The 21791-nt window shown below is 60.3% G+C and carries 17 protein-coding genes and 1 tRNA gene; 11 read left to right on the plus strand and 7 right to left on the minus strand.

Annotation, left to right across the window (positions count from 1 at the left end; translation table 11 throughout):
- Nucleotides 1-50: 50 nt before the first annotated feature.
- Nucleotides 51-125: transfer RNA gene (locus tag ACWUI2_RS15585), tRNA-Arg, on the minus strand.
- Between the two features lie 152 nt (nt 126-277).
- Nucleotides 278-1192, minus strand: a complete 915-nt coding sequence (locus tag ACWUI2_RS15590) for a YihY/virulence factor BrkB family protein (protein WP_486983777.1) — start codon at nt 1190-1192, stop codon at nt 278-280.
- A gap of 245 nt (nt 1193-1437) precedes the next feature.
- On the opposite strand from ACWUI2_RS15590, the gene ACWUI2_RS15595 reads away from it, so the two are divergent.
- The 6 genes from ACWUI2_RS15595 (at nt 1438) to ribB (ending at nt 9938) form a co-directional block, all read left to right on the plus strand.
- Nucleotides 1438-2037: a DUF1439 domain-containing protein gene (locus tag ACWUI2_RS15595; RefSeq protein WP_486983778.1), complete on the plus strand. Its 600-nt coding sequence runs from the start codon at nt 1438-1440 to the stop codon at nt 2035-2037.
- A gap of 22 nt (nt 2038-2059) precedes the next feature.
- Nucleotides 2060-3946: a DNA mismatch repair endonuclease MutL gene (gene mutL, locus ACWUI2_RS15600; RefSeq protein ID WP_486983779.1), complete on the plus strand. Its 1887-nt coding sequence runs from the start codon at nt 2060-2062 to the stop codon at nt 3944-3946.
- A 71-nt stretch (nt 3947-4017) separates the two neighbouring features.
- Nucleotides 4018-6522 (plus strand): glycogen/starch/alpha-glucan phosphorylase, encoded by a 2505-nt coding sequence (locus ACWUI2_RS15605; RefSeq protein WP_486983780.1) that lies wholly within the window; start codon nt 4018-4020, stop codon nt 6520-6522.
- A gap of 164 nt (nt 6523-6686) precedes the next feature.
- Nucleotides 6687-7580 (plus strand): DUF3108 domain-containing protein, encoded by an 894-nt coding sequence (locus ACWUI2_RS15610; RefSeq protein WP_486983781.1) that lies wholly within the window; start codon nt 6687-6689, stop codon nt 7578-7580.
- Between the two features lie 147 nt (nt 7581-7727).
- Nucleotides 7728-8765 (plus strand): hypothetical protein, encoded by a 1038-nt coding sequence (locus ACWUI2_RS15615; protein WP_486983782.1) that lies wholly within the window; start codon nt 7728-7730, stop codon nt 8763-8765.
- Between the two features lie 48 nt (nt 8766-8813).
- Nucleotides 8814-9938 carry a 3,4-dihydroxy-2-butanone-4-phosphate synthase gene (gene ribB, locus ACWUI2_RS15620; RefSeq protein WP_486983783.1) on the plus strand — a complete coding sequence of 375 codons (1125 nt, stop codon included), beginning with the start codon at nt 8814-8816 and terminating at the stop codon, nt 9936-9938.
- Between the two features lie 345 nt (nt 9939-10283).
- Here ribB and ACWUI2_RS15625 read toward each other — a convergent pair whose 3' ends face one another.
- Complete coding sequence (locus ACWUI2_RS15625) at nt 10284-10742, minus strand: NUDIX hydrolase (protein ID WP_486983784.1); 459 nt, start codon at nt 10740-10742, stop codon at nt 10284-10286.
- Between the two features lie 231 nt (nt 10743-10973).
- Between ACWUI2_RS15625 and ACWUI2_RS15630 the strand changes: the two genes are divergently transcribed.
- Nucleotides 10974-11780: an Fpg/Nei family DNA glycosylase gene (locus ACWUI2_RS15630; RefSeq protein WP_486983785.1), complete on the plus strand. Its 807-nt coding sequence runs from the start codon at nt 10974-10976 to the stop codon at nt 11778-11780.
- Between the two features lie 174 nt (nt 11781-11954).
- Here ACWUI2_RS15630 and ACWUI2_RS15635 read toward each other — a convergent pair whose 3' ends face one another.
- Nucleotides 11955-13460: a glycine--tRNA ligase gene (locus ACWUI2_RS15635; protein WP_486983786.1), complete on the minus strand. Its 1506-nt coding sequence runs from the start codon at nt 13458-13460 to the stop codon at nt 11955-11957.
- A gap of 378 nt (nt 13461-13838) precedes the next feature.
- Between ACWUI2_RS15635 and ACWUI2_RS15640 the strand changes: the two genes are divergently transcribed.
- Nucleotides 13839-15098 (plus strand): 6-phosphofructokinase, encoded by a 1260-nt coding sequence (locus tag ACWUI2_RS15640; protein ID WP_486983787.1) that lies wholly within the window; start codon nt 13839-13841, stop codon nt 15096-15098.
- A 31-nt stretch (nt 15099-15129) separates the two neighbouring features.
- On the opposite strand, the gene ACWUI2_RS15645 is transcribed toward ACWUI2_RS15640, so the two are convergent.
- Nucleotides 15130-15936: a Rieske (2Fe-2S) protein gene (locus ACWUI2_RS15645; RefSeq protein WP_486983788.1), complete on the minus strand. Its 807-nt coding sequence runs from the start codon at nt 15934-15936 to the stop codon at nt 15130-15132.
- Nucleotides 15937-15947: 11 nt separating this feature from the next.
- Nucleotides 15948-16466, minus strand: a complete 519-nt coding sequence (locus ACWUI2_RS15650; protein ID WP_486983789.1) for a DUF2231 domain-containing protein — start codon at nt 16464-16466, stop codon at nt 15948-15950.
- Between the two features lie 650 nt (nt 16467-17116).
- Between ACWUI2_RS15650 and ACWUI2_RS15655 the strand changes: the two genes are divergently transcribed.
- The 3 genes from ACWUI2_RS15655 to ACWUI2_RS15665 all read left to right on the plus strand — a co-directional run bounded on the left by ACWUI2_RS15655 (nt 17117) and on the right by ACWUI2_RS15665 (nt 21064).
- Nucleotides 17117-17653 carry a transposase gene (locus ACWUI2_RS15655; RefSeq protein ID WP_486983790.1) on the plus strand — a complete coding sequence of 179 codons (537 nt, stop codon included), beginning with the start codon at nt 17117-17119 and terminating at the stop codon, nt 17651-17653.
- A gap of 408 nt (nt 17654-18061) precedes the next feature.
- Nucleotides 18062-19600 (plus strand): methionine--tRNA ligase, encoded by a 1539-nt coding sequence (metG, locus tag ACWUI2_RS15660; RefSeq protein WP_486983791.1) that lies wholly within the window; start codon nt 18062-18064, stop codon nt 19598-19600.
- A gap of 18 nt (nt 19601-19618) precedes the next feature.
- Nucleotides 19619-21064, plus strand: coding sequence for an isochorismate synthase (locus tag ACWUI2_RS15665; RefSeq protein ID WP_486983792.1), 1446 nt, complete (start codon nt 19619-19621; stop codon nt 21062-21064).
- Between the two features lie 106 nt (nt 21065-21170).
- On the opposite strand, the gene ACWUI2_RS15670 is transcribed toward ACWUI2_RS15665, so the two are convergent.
- Nucleotides 21171-21767, minus strand: a complete 597-nt coding sequence (locus ACWUI2_RS15670) for a hypothetical protein (protein ID WP_486983793.1) — start codon at nt 21765-21767, stop codon at nt 21171-21173.
- Between the last annotated feature and the right edge of the window lie 24 nt (nt 21768-21791).

The raw sequence follows: 21791 nt of genomic DNA on the forward strand, positions 1-21791 counted from the left end.
CGAAACGGCGGAAGCACGAAGCCGGTTTTTTTAGCTTTCGCCGAAATGAGTGGTGCCCCCGGCGGGAATCGAACCCGCATTAACGGTTTAGGAAACCGCGGTTCTATCCATTGAACTACAGGGACCGCTGGCAGTCTCTGAGTCTTTTGCGGCGGGGGGTAAAAATCAATCCGAAATCCGGGAAAAGAGGAACGACCGGCCTAGACGCCGGTATCACCCGAGGCGATGCCATCGCGCGAAGGCGGGGAAGCGGTCTCGAGGTGCCGAGATTGGTGACTTATTCGGGGAGCACTTCCTCTTCGGTTTGTTTTTCCAGGGCGGCGTCGAGTTCGGCGCCGAGGAGGATGACGAAGGCGCTGAGGTAGAGCCACATCAGGAGAATGATGATGCCGCCGATGGAGCCGTAGGTTTCGTTGTAGTTGCCGAAGTTGGCGACGTAGAACGAGAAGCCGGCGGAAAGGATTACCCAGAGGATCGTCGCGGTGGCGGACCCCCAGGTGAGCCAGCGGAATTTCGGTTGCCGACGGGAGGGGCCGAAGCGGAACAACATCGCGATTCCGAGGATACCGATTAATAGCAACAACGGCCAGCGGGCGAGCGAAAGCGCGGTTTGGGCGGCGTCGGGGAGGGGAAGGGCGTTTAGTAGCGGGGGAAGGACCACTATCATCGCGATCGCGAGGAGTCCGAGCAGGATCAGGCCGAAGGTCAGTCCGAGGCCGATCAGGGAGAGTTTGATCATGCCCCGGCTTTCGGTTTCCTCGTAGGTGATGTTGAGTCCCTCCATGGCCGCTTTGGTGCCGCGCGAACCGGCCCAGAGGGCGAAGAGGATTCCGACGATGGCTCCGACGCCGGCGGCCGCGCCTTGGGCGGAAATGTCCGCCATCTGTTCGAGGAGCAGTTCATTGGCTTCCTCCGGGATGACTCCTTCCATTGCTTCGAATTGCTGCTGGATGTCTTCCGGGTCGGCCACCAGTCCGTAGATCGAGATGGCGGCGGCCAAGCCGGGGAAGATTCCGAGCATCACGTAAAACGCTACCCCGGCGGCCACGATCGAGAGGTGGTGTTTGCCGATGCCGTTCTTGATGTGGAGCAGGATCTCTTTCCAACCCGGCTTGGAGATGCGGGTCGGCTTCCGCGGCGACGGTTTTTCGACGGGGGAGTTTTCGTTTTGCTCGGATTCGTGGTCTGCCATGACGTGGGGATTAGCTGGATTCATGCCAGCGACCGGAGTGAAGGCCGGTTTGGGAGCCGGGCGCGGGCAGGAGTGGGGATCTTGGGTGTCGTTTGGGGACAGACAGGAATGTCTGTGTCACGGGGGGCGCACAGACAAGGGGACAGACAGGAATGTCTGTGTCACCGGGGAGGGAGATCTTGCAAATGGTCGGATCGGGTGGTTGAACGGAACGCAAATCGCACGGTGGACGGCGCGGTGTTGATATGAAGAAGTTGATCTTGATTCTGGTTTTGTTCGTGGCCGGCCTGGCGTTTTTGGTTTATTACCTGCGGCAGCAGGAGTTCACCGTGGTGATTTCGGAGGCGGAGTTGCAGCGGCAGATCGAGGGGGCGTTTCCGGTGGAGCGGCAGTATATGCTGGTGGTCACCCTGCGCTTGAGCGAACCCCAGGTGGCGTTGATCGAGGGGGCGGACCGGATCCACTACGGGATGCGGGCGACCGCTTCGGGGGCGGGGCAGCGGTTTTCCGGACAGGGGCGGGTTTCCGGCGGATTGCGTTACGATCCGGAGACGCGGCGGTTGTATCTCCAGGATTCGATTGTGGAGGAACTCGAGATCGACGGCTTGCCCTCGCGGTATCGAACGGTGCTGCGCGAGGGGGCGGATCTGGTGGCGGGGCAGCATTTGGACCGGCATCCGATCTACACCATCGACGAGGAATTCCTGGCCCAATTACCCGGTCCCGTGGAACTGCGGGACATTCGGGTCAGGGATGGCAAAGTCCGCGCGGTGTTCGGCGTCGCCGGGGACCTTAATCTTTGGGAGCGGTTGGTGGAAATGGTCCGGGGCTTCCAAAATTCGTAATTCCTGATTTATATTTTTTTCAATGTCTTCGATTCGAATTCTTTCCGACCGGGTGGCCAATCAGATCGCCGCGGGCGAGGTGATCGAGCGGCCGGCGGCCGTGGTGAAGGAGTTGATCGAGAACAGTCTGGACGCCGGGGCGACCCGGATCGAAGTCGAGTTTCGCAATGGCGGCCGGTCGTACATCCGGGTGGAGGATAACGGGTGCGGGATGTCGCAGGAGAACGCGTTAATGTCGTTGGAGCGGCATGGGACGAGCAAGATTTCGGATACGGCCGATCTGCAGAAAATCACGTCGTTCGGGTTCCGGGGCGAGGCGATTCCGTCGATCGCCAGTGTATCCAGATTCGTGTTGCAAACTCGGACTGACGGGGCGGAGCATGGGACGGAGATTTTGGTCAACGGCGGGAAGTTCGTCCATGTGCGTGAGTGCGGGACGCCGGTCGGGACGCGGATCGAGGTGAACCAGTTGTTCAATTCGGTGCCGGCCCGGCGGAAGTTTCTCAAGACCGACGCCACCGAGTCGGCCCATATCATCCAATGCGCCCGGCTGCACGCGATCGCCCATCCGGCGGTCGGTTTCAAGGTGATTGAAAACGACCGGGTGGTTTTCCAGTCGGGTTCCTGTCCGAACCTCGAGCAGCGACTGGCGGAGATCTTCGGGCGGAGTCTGGCGGCGCAGCTGTTGTCGATTACGGCGGACCAGGATGGGATGACCTTGTCGGGGTTTATCGGACGCCCGACGGCGAGCCGGGCGACGCGGCACGAGATGCTGACCTTCGTCAACGCCCGGCCGGTGGAAAGCCGGACGCTGGGTTATGCGTTGTTGGAGTCGTATCATAACGCGGTGCCGAAGGGACGTTATCCGATCGCCTTTTTGTTTTTGGAAATCGATCCGGCCGGAGTCGATGTGAACGTCCATCCGGCCAAACGGGAAGTCCGTTTCCGGGAAGAAGCGAAGGTGCGGAGTTTCGTTATCCGGTCGGTATTGGAGCGGTTGCGGGAAGAAAGCCACCCGGTCGACGTGGGGCCATCGCAGGCCTCCGTGCCGTCCGCGCCGCCGCCGGAACCGTTGGACGAAAGCGTGTCGCCGGTCGGCCTGCCCGCGAAGATGCCGCTCGCCCCGGTGGCGCCGATCCCGTCGCCGCCGGTTCCCGGAGGGGCATTCCGGAATCCGCCGCGGCAAATCGTCCGTCCAGCGATGCCGGGGATGCCGGCGGCGGCCGTCGACCCCGATCCCGCTCCCCAAGTAGCCGCGGTAGCCGCGGCCCCTGCGGCAGCTGCGACGCCTGTAATCCCCGCGACGGAAAACCGACCGAAGGGGCGCGACGAAGTTTGGCGGTGGCGATTCATCGGTCAGGCGAAGGGATCGCTGGCCCTGTTCGAGACAGCGGCCGGTTTGGTGGTGTTGGACCGACGGGCGGCGCATGAGCGGGTGGTTTATGAGGAGATTCTGGAGAAGTTTCGGCGGGGGGAGAAGCGGGGGCAGGGGCTTCTGTTTCCGGTCCCGTTGGAGCTCGATCCGGTGGCGACGGCACTCTTGGCCGATCACCTGGAGTTTCTCAATGCGAACGGATTCGGGATCGCGGTTTTCGGGAGGAATTTCTTTCGGGTGGAGGCGGTGCCGAATTGGTTGGAGCCGGGGATGGCCGAGGAGTTCGTGCGGGATCTTTTGGCGGTGATCCGGGAGAAGGGGTTGCCGGAAAACCAGCCGGAGTTGGCCCGGGAGCGGATCGCGCTTCTGGCGGCGAAAAAAGCGATCCGGCTGGGCGATCGGGTGACGGAAGAGGAGATCGTGTCTTTGGCCCGGCGTTTGATGAAATGCGCCAACCCGTTGACCAGTCCGCTCGGTCGGGCGACGTTTTTCGAAGTCGGGGCGGGCGAGATCGAGAAGCGGTTGCAGAAGTAAACCATTCTTTGACAAGCCGCTCGGAAATCGTTTTGTTAGCCCCCGGCAACCGAACAGATTTTAAAAGAATAATGAGTAAAACCAAGACCACCAAGTCCAAGGCCGGAGACAACGGAAACGGCTCCTTCAAATTCGCGGTCGGCCATTCGGTCGAGGACATCAAGCGATCGATCCGCAACCATCTGAAATTTTCCCTGGCCCGGGACGCCGAGACGGCGACGGTGCGCGATTGGTGGGTGTCGACATCGCTGGCGGCCCGCGACCGGATCATCGACCGGATGATCCGGACCATGGCGACCCACAATCGGGAGAATGTGCGCCGGGTTTATTATTTTTCGCTCGAATACCTGATGGGCCGTTTGTTGACCAACAACCTGCTCAACGCCGGGATCCTGGACCAGACCAAGGAGACCTTGACCGATCTTGGGCACGAGTTGAAGACCATCGTCGAAGAGGAAGCCGACATGGGATTGGGTAACGGGGGTCTCGGCCGGTTGGCCGCTTGTTTCCTCGATTCTCTGGCGACCCTCGATCTGCCGGCGGTCGGTTACGGGATCCACTACGAGTTCGGCTTGTTCCGTCAGGAGATTTTCAACGGTTACCAGGTGGAGCATCCGGACAACTGGCTCCGTTACAATGATCCATGGGAGCTGGTCCGACCGGAATACACCCAGCAGGTGCGACTTTACGGCCGGGTGGAGACCCGTTTCGACGACCACGGCCGGAGCCGCCAGGCGTGGGTCGACACCAAGACGGTGTTGGGGGTGCCTTACGATATTCCGATCTGCGGTTACGGCACGGAAACGGTCAATTTCCTCCGCCTCTGGGGGTCGAAGTCGTCGGAGGAGTTCGACTTCCGGGTCTTTAACGCCGGGGGTTACGTGGAGGCGGTCCGCGAGAAGACGATGGGCGAGACGATTTCCAAAGTCCTGTACCCCAACGACGCCACCGAATCGGGGAAGGAACTCCGTTTGGTCCAGCAGTATTTCTTCGTTTGCTGCTCGCTGCACGACATCATCCGGCGCTACCGGAAATACAATAAAGGATGGGACGCCTTCCCGGGGAAAGTCGCGATCCAGCTCAATGACACCCACCCGGCGGTGGCGACGGTCGAGTTGATGCGGATCCTCCTCGACGAAGAGGAGCTCCCGTGGAAAGAGGCCTGGAAGGTCGTCACCGGTGTTTTTTCCTACACCAATCACACCCTGCTGCCGGAGGCTCTCGAAAAGTGGAGCGTGCCGCTGTTCGAAAAGGTGCTGCCTCGCCACCTCGAAATCATTTACGAGATCAACCGCCGCCACTTGGAGGAAGTCGACCGCCGGTGGCCGGGCGACGACGCGAAAAAGGCCCATCTTTCGCTCATCGAGGAATCGGAGCCGAAGATGGTGCGGATGGCGTTCCTGGCGGTGGTCGCCAGCCATACGGTCAATGGCGTCGCCGCCTTGCACACGGAACTCCTGAAGAAACATCTGTTCGCCGATTTCAACGAGATGTTCCCGGAACGGTTCCAGAACAAGACCAACGGCATCACCCCGCGGCGCTGGTTGAAAGCCTGTAACCCCCGTTTGTCCGACCTGATCACCAGCCAGATCGGAGAAGGCTGGGAGAAGGATTTGAAGCGGTTGAAAAAACTGGAGGAGTTGGCCGGCGACAAGGCTTTCCAGAAAGAGTTCATGGAGGTCAAACAGGCCAACAAACGTGACCTCGCCGAGGTGATCGAAGACCGGATCGGACTGGTGGTCGATCCGAACGCCATGTTCGACGTTCAGATCAAGCGTCTTCACGAATACAAGAGGCAGCATCTCAATTTGTTGCACATCCTCGGTTTATACCGTCGCCTGTTGCAGAACCCGGATCTGGAAATGGCCCCCCGGGTGTTCATTTTCGGAGCCAAAGCCGCTCCCGGTTACGATCTGGCGAAATTGATCATCAAGGGGATCGAGTCCGTGGGAGAGGTGATTAACCACGACAACCGGATCCAGGGAAAACTCAAGGTCGCCTTCCTGCCCGATTACGGGGTGAGTCTGGCGGAGAAAATCATTCCGGCCGCCGATCTCTCGGAGCAGATTTCGACCGCCGGCAAGGAGGCGTCGGGGACCGGGAACATGAAGCTCGCTCTGAACGGCGCCCTGACTATCGGCACCCTCGACGGAGCCAATGTGGAGATTCAGGAAGAGGTCGGGGAAAACAACATCTTCATCTTCGGTCTGAAGGTGGAGGAAGTCGAGGAGTTGGTCGCCGCCGGCTACGATCCGTTCGATTATTATTACCGCAGCGAAGAACTGCGGGCGGTGGTCGATTGGATCGGCTCGGGGTATTTCACCCCGCACGAAAGCAACGTGTTGGCCGGGATCAAGCACCGGTTGCTGGAAGGGGGCGACCCGTTCCTTGCCTTGGCGGACTACGAAGCGTATTCGGCCGCTCAGCTCGAGGTCGACAAAGCCTTCCGCGACAAGGAGAAGTGGGCCAAGATGGCGATTCTCAACACTGCCCGCGTCGGCAAATTTTCCAGCGACCGGACGATTTCCGAATATGCCCGGGATATTTGGAAACTGCCGCCGGTGCCGGTGAAGTAAGGCAGACCGCGGCCGAAGGGACCGGCGGTGGAGGGGATCCTTCCGCCGCTCCCGAAGCGGATGGGCTTTGTCGGCTTCCGGTTTGACCTTATCGGGTTTTCGACGACGGTTTTTTGAGACAAATCCCCTAGACTGATGTCTGGGATTAGCAGAACTCATTGATTATGGAAAAAATCCTCAGAAAAGTATCTTCGACAATCCTCCCCCTGTTTCTCGCCGGTGCCGTCGGCTTCTGCGCGGCTTCGACCGCTGGGGCCGAAGAAGCTCGCCGGAACGCGACCACGGTGTCCCCGTCGCTGGAAGAGCGTCCATTCGCCGCGGGAGAGCGGTTGACCTATTCCCTGCGCTGGGGGGTGGTCCGGGCGGGAACGGCGGTGCTGGAGGTTCACCCGATGGTCAATTTCGGAGGCGAAGAGGTTTACCATTTTTCGCTGACCATCCAAACCAGCCGTTTCGTCGACACGTTTTACAAGGTGCGCGACCGGATCGACGGCTTCGCGACCAAGAATTTGGACGGGTCCGTCCTGTATCTGTTGAAGAAGGAAGAAGGGCGGAATCTTCGCGATGTCCGGGTCATTTACGATCATGAGAACGGGACCGCCACCTATTCGAATTTCGGCGAAGTGCACGAACCGATCGAGATCCCGGCCGACACTCTTGATCCGCTCTCGGTGGTGTTCGCCATGCGGGCTCATGCGTTGATCCCGGGAACGGAAGTCCATCTTCCGATCTCGGACGGGCGCCGGGCCAATCTCGGCGTCGGACATGTCCGGGGAATGGAGACCATCAACGTGCCGGCCGGCCGGTTCAAACAAGCGATTTTGGTCGAACCCGACATGCAGGACGTCGGCGGAGTGTTTGACAAGAGCGGCGATTCGCCGATGCAGATTTGGTTCTCCAACGATCATCGGCAAATTCCGGTCCGGATCTCCAGCCGCGTCGCGGTCGGAAGTTTCCGGGGGGACCTGGTCTCGATCGAGCAACTCGAACCGGGGGCTCCGGCGGTCGTTCGGACCGATGAGGAAGATAAATTGGCGCGAAACGGGGGCAGCCGCTAAGACGCCCTGGACAACGGCTCGAGGTCGACGAACCCGGGCCGCACGCCGGTTTTTCTTTACCGGATCGCATTTTCTTCTATGGTGACGCGATTTCCGGTTTCGGGCGGTTGAAGGCCGCCGATCCTTTTTCTCATGCAATTTCCCGATATGTTCCGCCGATCCACCACCTATTGCCTGCCTCTGGCCATCTGCCTCGCGTTGTTCTTTTGGGTGGGGTGCGACCCACGGACGGGGCGGGAAAGTCCGGTGGCCGGACAAGTTTTCCTGGTGATGCCGGACGGTGAAAGCCTGCGTTTGGGATCGGCCCGGTTGAAGGTTTTCGAAGAATCCGTCATCCGCGCCCATCTCGATGACCGGGCCGCTTTCATTGAGTTGCAGCAGAAAGCACTCAAAGAAAAGCTGGTCGAGGCGGAGAAGGCTCAACGGACGGCGCTCGCGGCGAAAGCGGAAGTCGAAGAGGCTTATCGTCGGCGGGAATCGGAGATCCGGACTGAGCTGGAGGCATTCGTTAAACAGTATGAAGCGAGGAAGTTGACGCTGCGGAGTCAAATCGCCTCCAACGCGGCCTTCATTGACTCGGTGGATCAACTTCCCCCTGCGCCGGAGGGCATTCCGAGCCGCGAGGAGTATCGGCGGTATGCCGAGCGCCGGGCCAAGTGGCTTTCGATGAATCGGGAGGAACGGCACGCTTGGGGGGCGGCCTTGGCTTCGTTGAACAGCGATCTCGAAGTGGAAATCCGGCAGATGACGGCTGCGCGGGAGTCGAAGATTTTCGCTTTCGCCGATGAACTGCAAGCTTTGGACGAGAAAATCACCGCCGCGACCGCTGCGGCGGAACGACTCGGTGGGGACGCGGAAGCCTTGCGCAAGGAACTTCGGGGTTTTCCGACCCACCGCGACTTTCTCGGAGGATTGCCGTCTCCCGTGCTTCACGCCCGGACCGATGCCGACGGGGAATTTGCCTTTTCGTTGCCCGCCAACCGTTCCTACGTGCTTTACGCCGATGTCGAGCGGACCTTGCGGGGCGAACAAAAAACCTTCCAATGGCTGGTGCAGATCAGTCCGGCCAACCTCCGGGGAACCCGGATTCTCCTGAGCAATCACAATTTCGTCGGAAGCGACGCCATGGAAAACGTCACGATCCGAATCGACGAAATCGCCGCGCGCGATCCTTCCGAGACCTGACGTTCGGAACCGATGGACGCCCGCGCCACCCGAACCCGAATACCGCCCATGTCCCGCAAAGCCCACGAAACTCCTTTTGATCCGGTCGAAACGGCCATTCAAGCGATCGCCGAAGGCCGTTTGGTTATCGTGACCGACGATGAAGACCGCGAAAACGAAGGCGACCTCGTCATGGCCGCCGCGAAGGCGACTCCCGAAGGAATCAACATGATGATCCGCCATGGACGCGGACTCATCTGCGTTCCATCGCTTAGCCACAACCTCCGCCGCCTCGGGATCAACCCGATGGTCCCGGAAAACCGGGAATCGCACCAAACCGATTTCACCGTCTCGGTCGACGCCGCCGAAGGCATCACCACCGGGATCAGCGCCTACGACCGGGCCCGGACCATCCGGATCCTCGCCGACCCCGACGCCCGGCCCGATGACCTGGTGCAACCGGGACACGTTTTTCCGTTGCGGGCCAAGCCGGGGGGAGTCCTCCAGCGGGCGGGCCACACCGAAGCTTCGGTCGACTTGGCTTCGTTAGCCGGTTTGCCGCCGGTCGGGGTTCTTTGCGAGATTTTGAATGAAGACGGCTCGCTGGCCCGGTTGCCTGATTTGGTGGAGGTGAAGGAGAAGTTCGGTCTGCCGATGATCTCGATCGCCGATCTGATCGAGTATCGCCATCAGCGGGAACGGTTGGTCGAACAAGTGATGACGCAGCCGTTCGAATCCGAGTACGGGCAATTCGAATTGCGGATTTTCACCAGCAAAATGGATGGCCGGCACCACTTGGCTTTTTGTATGGGGAAATTGGATGCATCCCCGACTTTGGTCCGGGTGCAAAGCGAAAACCTCCTCGGCGATTTGTTTCGGGGCAACGAGTGGAACAGTCACCGGACGTTGACTCAATCGCTCCGCCGCGTGGCGGAGGCCGGCAAAGGGGTAGTCCTTTACATGTGCCAACCGGGGGGGGGCGTGCCGAATTATCTCGCCAGCCGTCTCCCCGCGACCCCGGGAAGAAAAACCGGATCGGCCCCCGGCAAAATGGATTTCCGTGACTACGGAATCGGAGCCCAGATTTTGGCCGCCCTGGGGCTGCGTCAGATTCGTCTGCTCACGACCCATTCGCTCCACGTTGTCGCCCTCGACGGCTACAACCTGGAGATCGTGGAGCAGACTCCTTTGTAGTGCGCGAAGCGCGCATAGACAATAGCTGATAGACGATCGACGATGGGCGCCGTTCGAATGGCAGCCATTCAGGCCGCGGTTCCATCTGGATTGCCAACCCAGCCCTGCGGACTGGGCTGTTGGATTTCGCACCTTCGGCGCTAGGGAAGGGAACGGAGGTTCCCCGGCCTTCGGCGCTGGTGCGGAGCAGGAGTGGACCTTCGCGCTTAACCGAAGAGCGGCGGCCACGGGGGACGCGCGGAAAGCCTGTCATGCTCTCTGACGGCGGCTGAAGCGCGCCGCTCCTTCAAGCAGGAGCTTCGTGCTTTAGCCGAAGACCAGTGGAGGGTGGGAATACCGCGGTCACTACGGGCTCCGGGCCAAGAGATCCAGGAAGGGAATTTGGGCGGGGTTTATTTTTTCGCGGGCGATGGACAGCGGAAAGAAATCGGCGCGATCGACCTCGGGGAAATGTTGGATGCGGCCCGACTTGGGCGGCCATTCCATGGCAAACGTGTTCGAGGGCAGGCCGTCCGCGGGGCTCCAGTCTCCGGCGAAGGCCCAGGCATGGACTTGTTTGCCCCCTTTCTGACGGATTGTTCCGAGGGGGAGCAAAGGTCCGGCGGGAGTGATCCCGGTTTCTTCCCGGAATTCCCGAAGGGCGGTTTCTTCGAGGGACTCGTCCGGTTCGGGTTCGCCCTTCGGGATGGTCCAGGCGCCCGCGTCCTTGCGGGCGAAGAACGGTCCGCCGGGATGGACCAGGAAGACTTCGATTTCGTCACCGGAAACTCGATACATTAGAAGTCCCGCGCTTTCTTTGCTCATGTTATTTGCTTATCCTGACGAATTTCGAACGCAATAGAGAATCCGGGGATAGGGCAGGATGGCTATCGGTGGGGAGACGGGTTTGTTGGAGTCCCGGCTTCAGCCGGTCTTCTTGGACGTCAGGACCGCATGAATGCGGGCTCCAACGAATGCGGTTGAAACAGCCTTTCGCTAGCCCCCCTGAGGAATTTTTTGCTGGAGGCCCGTCGGTGGTTTCGTATGGGTGGAGGAATGCCGGAGTTGGCCGAAGTGGAGTTTTATCGGAAGCAGTGGGAGGCCGGGATCGGGGAGGTCGTGACGGCGGTCGCTTTGCATGCCCGGACGCGGGTTTTCCGGGGGTGCGATGTGGCCGCCTTGCGGAAATGGATGCCGGGAGCGCGGGTGATCGGATCGGAGGCGCATGGGAAGCGGATGTTGTTCCGCTTTAAAGCGAAGGAGGGCGGTTGTCTCTGGCTCGGTTTGCATCTGGGGATGAGCGGCAAGTTGGCGGTCGGGGAGTCGGACCGGGGCGCCGGGAAACACGATCATTTGATGTTGAACCAGCCGGGGCGGACCTTGGTGTTCAACGACCCCCGTCAGTTCGGACGGGTGGAATTCGCGCGGGGAGCGGAGGCGCCGGAGTGGTGGCGGGATCTTCCGCCCGCGATCCTTTCGCCCGGGTTCACCAAGAAGCGAATGGAGTCGTTTTTCGAGCGTCACCCGAAAACTTCGGTGAAGGCGTTGTTGTTGAAGCAGGAATACTTTCCGGGACTCGGCAACTGGATGGTCGACGAGGTCCTTTGGCAGGCCGGAATCCATCCGGGTAAGGTGGTGGGAGAGGTGTCGGGGGAGGAGCGGGTCGCGCTCTTCCGAGCCGTCCGGACGGTTTGTCGCGTTGCTTTGGATACGGTGGGCGAGGATTTTCGTGATCCGCCGGAGGATTGGTTGTTCCACCGGCGTTGGCGGAAAGGGGGAGAATGTCCTCGGACCGGAGTGGCGTTGGAATACTCGACGATCGCCGGCCGGTCGACCTGTTGGTCGCAGGCCGTGCAGAAGTGACCGCTTCCGACGCGACGCGGGCGATCTCTCAACTTAAATCCAGCACTTAGAGCAGCCGCGAAGAGGCACAAAAGGCGCAAAACTAAAGAGTTATGGCGACTTTCATGCCCAATATAAGCCTCTTCTTTTGAGTGTCTTGCGCCTTTTTGCGGCTATCGACGGATTTCTTTAGCCTCAGAGGGTCTTTTCGTCGAGGAGGGCGAGGAACTCGGCCTCGGACATCCGGACCTGTTCCATGGAGTCGCGCTCGCGGACGGTGAAGGTGCCGTTTTCGAGCGAGTCGAAATCGACCGTGACGCACCACGGGGTGCCGATTTCGTCCATCCGGCGGTAGCGTCGGCCGATCGCGCCGGCGGTGTCCCAGAAGACGTTGTGGCGCCGTTTCAGGTTGCGATAGAGCTTGTCGGCCATTTCGACCAGTTCCGGCTTGTTCTTGACCAGCGGGAAAACGGCGGCCTTGACCGGGGCGATCCGCGGGTGGAGCCGGAGAACGGTCCGTTTTTCGCCTTCCACCTCTTCTTCGGCGTAGGCGGCGCAGAGGGCGGCGAGAAGGATCCGGTCGACGCCGACGGCCGGTTCGATCACGTGCGGAACGTATTTCTTCTTGGAGGTCTCGTCGAAGTAGGCCATCGAGACGCCGCTGCTTTCCTGGTGTTGCATCAGATCGTAATTGCCGCGGGCGGCGATCCCCCAGAGTTCCTGGACGCCGAACGGATACTCGAACATGATGTCGGTGGTCCCCTTGGAGTAGAACGCGAGTTTCTCCTTGGGGTGATCGTATTCGCTCAGTTTGGCGGCCGGGAGTCCGATGGAAACGAGCCAATCATGGCACCAGTCGATCCAGTAGCGGTGCCATTTTTCCCAGTCGTCGTCCTCGCTGATGAAAAACTCCATCTCCATCTGTTCGAACTCGCGGGAGCGGAAGATGAAGTTGCGGGGGGTGATCTCGTTGCGGAACGCCTTGCCCATCTGGGCGATGCCGAATGGGATCTTGAACCGGCCGGTGTCGACCGTCGGTTTGAAATCGACGAACATCCCCTGGGCGGTCTCCGGCCGGAGGTAGGCGACGCTGGAGGCGTCCCGCATGGCGCCGACGCTGGTTTCGAACATCATGTTGAAGGCCCGGGGCGGGGTGAGGCTCCCTGGTTCGCCGGTGGCGGGGGAAGGGATCAACGGAATCTGCTCGGCGGTGGCATCGGTCATTTCGATCGGCGTGACCGGGGCGAGCTCGCCTTGGATCGCTTTTTTGCGCTTCAGTTTCTCGGCCTTTTCCTGGAGTTCGTCGGCGGTCCGTTCGCTTTCGAGAGCGCTGACGTAGCCGACGGTGTTTCCATCGATGACGACCGGGGAGAAAAAGAGTTGGTCGGCCCGGAAGCGTTGTTTCGACGCCTTGCAATCGACCAGGGGGTCGGTAAACCCGGCGACGTGGCCGGAAGCCTCCCAGACTCGCGGGTGCATGATGATGGAGCTTTCGAGTCCGGCGATGTCGTCGCGGCGGCGGACCATGTCGTTCCACCAGCAGTCGCGGATGTTTTTCTTCAGTTCCGAGCCGAGCGGGCCGTAGTCGAAGAAGCCGTTGATGCCGCCGTAGATTTCCGAAGATTGGAAAATGAAGCCGCGGCGTTTGCAGAGCGCCACAACTGGTTCCAGCGAAGTGAGGGATTGGTTCTGACCGGACATAATTAAAACAGTAACGAATGCCGGTTATCACGGGCGGGGTCAAGCTGGGAAGACCGGAACGATCGCGCCGGGGTGCAATCAGAAGTGAGATCACCATCGTGTCATTGCGAGGAGGCTCCGCCGACGAAGCAATCCACGAAATAGCGACCCGCGCCCCCTTTCCCGGAACGTGGATTGCCGCGTCAGTCGTTCCTCCTTCCTCGCAATGACAGACGGTTGTCTGTTTTTCCCGGCTACTTTCAATCGCGCCGATCGCGCCGGTAAGGGAGCCGCTTTCTGGAAGGATGGGAAAAACCCTGAGTCCGTGAGTTTTGATTTGCCTTGGGTTTGGGGTTTGGGTTTTTCTTAGCGGTTTATTAATCAAAAGCATCTACCACTATGGCTGAATTAGCAGGAAACGTCCTTGTCGCCCAATCCGGAGGGCCCACTTCAGTAATCAACGCCAGCATCGCCGGCGTCGTTTCGGAGTCGCTCAATCATGAATGCATCGAGGAGATCTACGGTGGCTTGAACGGCATTCTCGGGATCTTGAACGAGGAGTTGATCGATCTTGCGGCGGAGTCTCAACAGACGATCCGGGCTTTGCGCCATACGCCGGGAGCCGCTTTGGGGTCGTCCCGTTACAAGCTGCGCCGGGACGAGGATTTCGCCCGGGTGCTGGAGGTGTTCGAAGCGCACAACATCCGTTACTTTTTCTACGCGGGCGGCAACGACTCGCAGGACACCGCCGACAAGATTTCCAAGCTGGCGGTCGAGCGGGGTTATGAACTCCGGGTGATCGGGATTCCGAAGACCATCGACAACGACCTGGTGATCACCGATCACTGCCCCGGTTATGGCAGCGTGATCAAATACGTCGCCACCACCGTCCGCGAAATGGCCTGTGACAACGCCGGTTTCGCTTCCGGAGACTTCGTGTCGATTCTCGAAGTGATGGGCCGGAGCGCCGGGTGGATCGCCGCCGGGGCCGCCTTGGCGAAACGGAAGGATCACCCGAACGACCCCCCGCACATCATTTGTTTGCCGGAAGTTCCGTTCTCGACCGAGAAATTCCTCGACGACGTGAAGCGGACCTTGGCCAAGGAAAAATATTGCGTCGTGGTGGTCGGCGAAGGTTTGGTCGACGCGGACGGCAACTACGTCTCCCTCGCGGCCAGCGGCACCGACAACTTCGGTCACGCCCAACTCGGCGGCGCCGGCGACTACCTGAAGGGGTTGCTCGAAGCGAATTTGAATCTGAAGGCCCGCACCGCGAAGCTCGGTTACGTGCAACGCTCGGCCGCTCATCTCTCCTCCAAAGCCGACAACGACGAAGCTTTCATGGCCGGACAAAAAGCGGTCGAAGCGGCGGTCGGCGGCGAGACCGACAAGATGGTGACCCTGTTGCGCGGCGACACCGACCACTACACCTGCGAAACCGGGTTGGCTCCGTTGGCGGACATCGCCAACGGCGTGAAGCCGCTGCCGAAGGAGTGGATCCACGAAGATGGCATCAGCATGAACTACCAGTTCATCCGCTACGCCTCCCCGCTGATCCAAGGCGAGATCCCGATGCCGTACGAAAACGGACTCCCGGTGATGGCTCACCTGGAAAAGCACCGTGTCGCGAAAAAGCTGTCGGCCTTCCAGCCGGCGTAAGTCGCGGTTGTAAACCGCGGTTTTGAGTCGGTCAGATCTTCACCTCGATCTGACCGTTTTCGACCCGGACCGCGAAGGTCCGGAGATCGACCTTGGCGGGGCCTTTGGTGGCCTTGCCGGTCTTGAGGTCGAAACAGGAACGGTGCCACGGGCATTCGATTTGCCCGTCGACGATCGCCCCCTCGGACATCGGTCCGTACCGATGGGGGCAAAATTCCTGGAACGCATGGAACGTGCCGTCGTGGTTGACCACGGCAATCACCGTTCCGTCGATTTCGGCGCGAAGGGATTGACCCGGTCCGATCCGGTCGGCCGGGGCGACGGCGACGAATCCCCCCGCAGCGACGGTGTCGCGTTTGACGGTTTCGTCGGGCAGCGGCGCCTTTCGCCGGTGCCGTCCGACCGCCACGCCATCGTCGTAAACCAAGGCTCCGCCGAGGTAGCCGGAGTAGGATAACACCGCCACGGCGGCCAGCCCGACGAGGAATGGGGCGAACGGGACCGGATTCGCCTCCAGGTTGGGAAGGCGCAGGGCGAAGCTCACGCCGTAGAGGAGCAAGGCCACGATGTTCAACACCATGTGTTGACGGGCGATTTTCTTAGCTTTGGAATCCCGGCGGATGTCGCTAAAATCGGCGAAGCCGGGGATCGCCGCGATCAGACCGGTGAGGATGCCGAGACCGATTGCGTAGAAGGCGCCTGGAACGAGGGCGGGCCAATCGAGGAAGAAACTCAGGACGTCGCAGAGAAACGCGAGGGTGAAAAGTCCGATCGGCAGGTGGACCAGCAGCGGGTGGAGCGGATGTCCGAGCCATTTGCCTTGAAGAAAATCTCGCATCACAGGTTCTCCTATTTGTCGGGCAAAGCCGAATTCCCTTTTTCGGCGATCTTGCGCCATCTCGATTTGGATTGGCGGGCGATGCTCGTTCCCTGGTCGAAGACCATCCTTCCGCCGAACCAGCCGCCGACCAAGAGAATGGCGGTGCCGACGGCGGAAAGGGTCAGTTGAAGCCCGGTGACGTGTGGAGCTTCGTTGAAGGTGGGAAACCGGATCGCGAGATTGCCGAGCCAGACGACGACCGAGATTCCATTGAGGATGAGGTGGTAAAGTCCGAGTTTCCAGGCCGGTTTTTCCTTCTTGATGCCGCTCCAATCGGCGAGTCCCGCCGGGATGGCGGCGAAAGCGGAAAGCAGTCCGAGGGCGATCGCGAAAAACGACAGTTGGACCAGGATGTTGTTATCCCCGGCGGTCCGGGAGGCCAGATCGAGGATCAAGGCGGCCGGCCAGAGCCCCATCGGAATGTGCGCCAAAATCGGATGGAGCGGATGCCCCAGCCATTTCCCCTGCAGGAAGTATTTCAATCCCATCTTCGTTTCGCCTCCCGGGAAAAGAATAACACGGGTTTTTGCCGGAGTCTAACATTGATGTAGCGGGGTTGGCTTTGCCGCCCCGTTGCGGTTGCGTCCGTCGTCGACCGAAATGATCGGAAGTCGCGGGTGACGCGGGATGGTCGTCGGCAAGTGTAGGATCGTCGCCGCTGCGGTCGGGCGGCGGAGCCAACCCGACTACGGGGTTGAGGTAGCGGGGTTGGCTTTGCCGCCCCGTCTCGGTTTCGTCCGTCGTCGACCGAAATGATCGGAAGTCGCGGGTGACGCGGGATGGTCGTCGGCAAGTGTAGGATCGTGGCCGCTGCTGTCGGGCGGCGGAGCCAACCCGACTACGGGTGTCTGAAGTGCGGGGTTGGCTTTGCCGCCCCGTCGGTTGCGTCCGTCGTCGGCCGAAATGTTCGGAAGTCGAGGGTGCCGCGGGATGGTCGTCGGCAGGCGTTGGATCGTGGCCGCTGCTGTCGGGCGGCGGAGCCAACCCGACTACGGGGTTGAGGTAGCGGGGTTGGCTTTGCCGCCCCGTCAGTTTCGTCCGTCGTCGACCGAAATGTTCGGAAGTCGAGGGTGAAGCGGGGCGCTGTCTGTTTGTTTTCAATGTTGAGTCTATGGTCAAATTTAAGTTATTTGTTGGTATGAGATCGCCTTGGGAGGGACGGATCGTCGACATTCTTTACGACCAACTGCCGCATTGGGTTGTCGATTACGGTTGCTACGCGGTTACCGTGCGATGCGCGGGCAGTCTGCCTCAAGACATCATCGCGAAATTGTCAGAGATTACCCACGCGTTACGGAGGATTGATCCGGCCTCCGAACAAGCTACTGGATACCGCCGTCGCCAGTTCGCTATTCTTGAAAGCTATCTCGATCAGGGGCGCGGATTTGCTCCTTTTGGCGACCGCCACGCCGTCCAACAGGTGATGAGATTTCTGTCCGATTACGACTCCGACGGACTGGGGTTCTCCGATTGGGTCATCATGCCGAACCATCTCCACATCATTACGAGGCCGGTTGCCTTCTTTGATGGCAAGCAGTTCCTTCGAGCATGGCGGAACTTTAAGGGGCGCAGTGCCCGCGCTCTGCGGGCATGGAACAATGCGGAACGGGGTTTTTGGCAATCGTCTTGGTATGACCGCTGGATCCGGGATTCGGCGGAATACGAAAGGTGGTAGTCCTATTTCGGCAAGAATCCCGTCGTCGCGGGCATTTGCGACAAACCGGAAGACTATCCCTACTTTGTCAGATCGTCACGGTTTCGTTCGTCGTCAGTCGAAACGATTGGAGGTCGCGGGTGACGCGGTCTGGTCGTCGACAGGCGTTGGGTCTTGGCCGCTGCTGTCGGGCGGCGGAGCCAACCCGACTACGGGGTCTGAAGTAGCGGGGGTGGCTTTGCCGCCCCGTCGGTTTCGTCCGTATCGGCCGAAATGTTCGGAAGTTGGGGGTGACGCGGGAGGGTCGTCGGCAGGCGTTGGATCGTCGCCGCTGCCGTCGGGCGGCGGAGCCAACCCGACTACGGGGCGGCACGATTCGAATTATCGTTTTGCCAATTGGGTCGGTTTCGATTGGGGTAGGTGGTTTCCATGAAGAAGTTCTACATCACGACCGCGATCGATTACGCCAATGGGACGCCGCACTTGGGGCATGCTTACGAAAAGGTGCTGACCGATGTCATCGCCAGGTTCCGGCGGTTGAACCGGGAGGAGGTCCATTTTCTGACCGGGCTCGACGAGCATGGGCAAAAGGTGCAGCAGGCGGCCCGCAAACGGGGAATCGAACCGATCGAGCTGTGCGACGAAGCGGCTACCGCCTTCCGGGGACTGTGCGAGAGTCTCGAGATCTCCAACGATGACTTCATCCGGACCACCGAACCGCGCCACAAGGAGATCGTCCAACATCTGTTGCAGAAACTGTTCGACGAAGGACAGATATACAAAGCCGAATACACCGGTTACTACAGCACCCGGGCGGAGCAGTTTTTGCAGGAAAAGGACAAGGTCGACGGCGAGTGGCCGGCGATCTTCGGCGAGGTGGTCGAGCTGACCGAATCGAATTACTTTTTCAAATTGAGCCAACACCAGGATTGGCTGATCGATTTCATCAAACGGAACGACGACTTCATTTACCCGCGTTACCGTCAGCGGGACGTGTTGGAGTTCTTGAAGGAACCGCTGAACGACCTCTGCATTTCGCGGCCGAAGGAACGGTTGGAGTGGGGGATTCCGCTGCCGTTCGACGACGAATATGTGACTTACGTTTGGTTTGACGCCTTGGTGAATTACATCTCGGCTGTCGGTTACGGGACGGAAGAGTTCGCCGAATATTGGCCGGTCGATTTCCATGTGATCGGCAAGGACATCCTGGTGCCGCCGCATGCGGTCTATTGGCCGATTATGTTGAACGCTTGCCGGATCGCCCTTCCGAAGAGCCTGTTGGTCCATGGCTGGTGGATGGTTTCGGGGCAAAAGATGGCCAAGAGCACCGGCAACGTGGTCAATCCGCTCGATCTGATCGATCAGTTCGGGGCCGATCCGTTCCGGTATTTCGTGATCCGGGAAATGAACGTCGGGCAGGACAGCGATTTCTCGCTCGACCTGTTTATGAGCCGTTACAATAGCGATCTCGCCAACGACCTCGGGAATCTGGTCAGCCGGACGTTGAACATGGTCGGCCGTTATTGCGGGCGGACCCTGCCGGAGGCGACGGTCGTCGAGGAACCGGAGAAGGCGGTGCACGACCTCTGGAAGGAGACCAGTGGCGAGGCGATCAAGTTTTACGAAGGATTGCAGTTCCACAACGCCCTCGACCGGACCTTTACCTTCATCCGGGCGATCAACCGCTACGCCGAGCAGCGGGCGCCCTGGAAGCTGGCGAAATCGGAAACTCCGGAGGACCGGGCCGCGCTGGAGACGACCTTGGCCACCATGGCGGAAGGGTTGCGCCTGGCGGCGACCCTGTTGTCGCCGGTGATGCCGTCGGTCGCCGCGAAGGTGCTCGAGTTGTTCGGGGCCGGGGAAGCCTCCGATTTTGTCGGAGAGTTGAAGTGGTCGAACCGCCTCGATGGAAAAGAAGTGGCGGAACCGGTGATCCTGTTCCCGCGTCCGGCCAAGGAGGAGAGCTGACCGGACGGTCGCCGCGGAATGAAAACCATCGCGGATCGACCCGGGCGGCGGCGCGACCTGGCGGGTCTCATCGCGTTTTTGCGCGACTGCCGGGAGGAGGCGCGGGCGGCCGGGAGTTACCGGATCGCCAGCATCACCCTGCGGGTCGGGCACATTGATCCGTTGGCGGTGCTGGAGTCGATCTTCGAGCCGTCGGAGTTGCATTTTTACCTGGAGAAAAGCGGCCGGGACGAAGCGATCGCCGGGGCGGATGGGGAAGTCGCTTTTTCGGTGAACGGCGATGATCGGTTCGTCCAGGCGAAGGCATTCGTCGAAGAACAACTCTCCCGGACGATCCACACCGGGGATTTGGAGGCCGAGTTTGGCGGGCCGCATTTCTTTTGCGCCTTCGGTTTCGACGGGACGCCGCCGTCGGAGGAGGCGGCCTTTCCCGGGGCGACGGTGTTTTTGCCCCGTTGGCAAGTGGCGCGGCGCGGCGAGCGGTATTCGGCCACCGCTAATCTACGGGTGGAGCCGGACGCCGACCTCGAAATGTTGGCGGAAAAAGTTTGGCGGGCGCACGGGAAGTTTTCCTCGTTCGATTACGGGCGGTCGGAACGGGACGTCGATCGGTTGGCCGGAAGGAACGGCGGCGCGGTCGAGACCGTTTCGCCGGAGCGGAACGGGGCCCGGGTGCGATTCGAGGAATCGGTGGGGCAGGCGCTGGAGTTGATCCGTGAGGAGCGCTTGCGGAAAGTGGTTTTGGCCCGGTTTCTCGACGTCCGGATGCCGGAGGCGATGAATCCGTTGCATGCGTTGAACCGGTTGCGGATGGCGTATCCAAAATGTTTTACTTATTCGGTGGCGAACGGCCGGGGACAAAGCCTGATCGGGGCCAGCCCGGAGTTATTGGTTCGGAGGACCGGCGGGCGGTTGGAAACGGAAGCGTTGGCCGGGTCGGCCCCGCGCGGGGAGACCGCGTCGGACGATGCCCGGTTGGGGGAGGAGTTGTTGCGCAGTCCGAAAGACAACTGGGAGCACCGGCTGGTGATTGAGTCGATCCGGCGGAGGTTGGAAACGTTGCCGATCGCGTCCGAATATTCGTCGCAACCGCGATTGGTGAAGCTCGCCAACGTGCAGCATTTGCGGACGCCGATTTCCGGGATGATCCCTGCCGGGCTGCATCTGTTCGATGTGTTGGCGGAGTTGCACCCGACTCCGGCGGTGGGAGGAACGCCTCGTGATGAAGCCCGGGAAGCGATCCGGCGGCTGGAAGGATTTGACCGCGGGCTCTACGCCGGCGCGGTCGGCTGGATCGACGGGCGAGGAGATGGCGAGTTCACGGTGGCGATCCGTTCCACCTTGATTGATGGAAGTAATGCCCGCCTCTTCGCCGGGGCCGGAATCGTCGAAGGATCGGTCCCTGCCCGCGAGTGGGAGGAGACAGAAGTGAAACTCCGCGCGGTCCTCGATGTGCTGGCGTAATCGGACCGGGCGGAGTCTCCCTCGCTAGACACGTCAGGGATGCAATCGGCTGGATGGTAGGCACCCCAATCGATGAATCCCCCCTGTGCGTTTCCCGTGATATTCCCTACTTGCGGGATCGATACCGCCGAACGACCAGAATCCCGCCCATAAAGAGCCCGAGTCCCAAAGCGTAGGTCGAGGGTTCCGGGATAACTGTGATCCCTTCGTTGGCGGTGGCATTGTACCTGTAGAAATTAACGAGGAAGGAACCTTCGTAAAAATCCGGATCAATTCCCGTAACGGAGATATAGCCGAAGAAATCATCGACCCCATCGTTGAAACGGTAACCGCGGTAAACGGTCACGCCGCTGTCCGGCGGGGTAGCATACAGATCGTCACTATTGAATCCCTGTGCATTGTTTACCACATCGCCAACGCCGATAGGGTTGCTTGTCCAGGCAAAGTGATCGACATCAAAATTCATGAAATTGAGCCCGCAAAACCTTACGGCGCCGGGAAACGATGGGTCGTATTCATGGACAAATTGATTACCGATAGGGTTAAAGTAAAGAACGCCAGTATAGGCCTCAAGGATTTGATTGACCTGCACTTCCTGAGGAGCGGCGCTGGCGATTGATGCGGAGAGTAATCCCGCTGCAAAGCCGGTTTTTGTTTTGAGGAGGGTAGTATACCTGCGGCGGGTCGTGGCATGCTTAGTCATTTTGTTTAATCCTGGGTTGTGAGA

This window comes from Verruconatronum alginivorum (assembly GCF_056590205.1).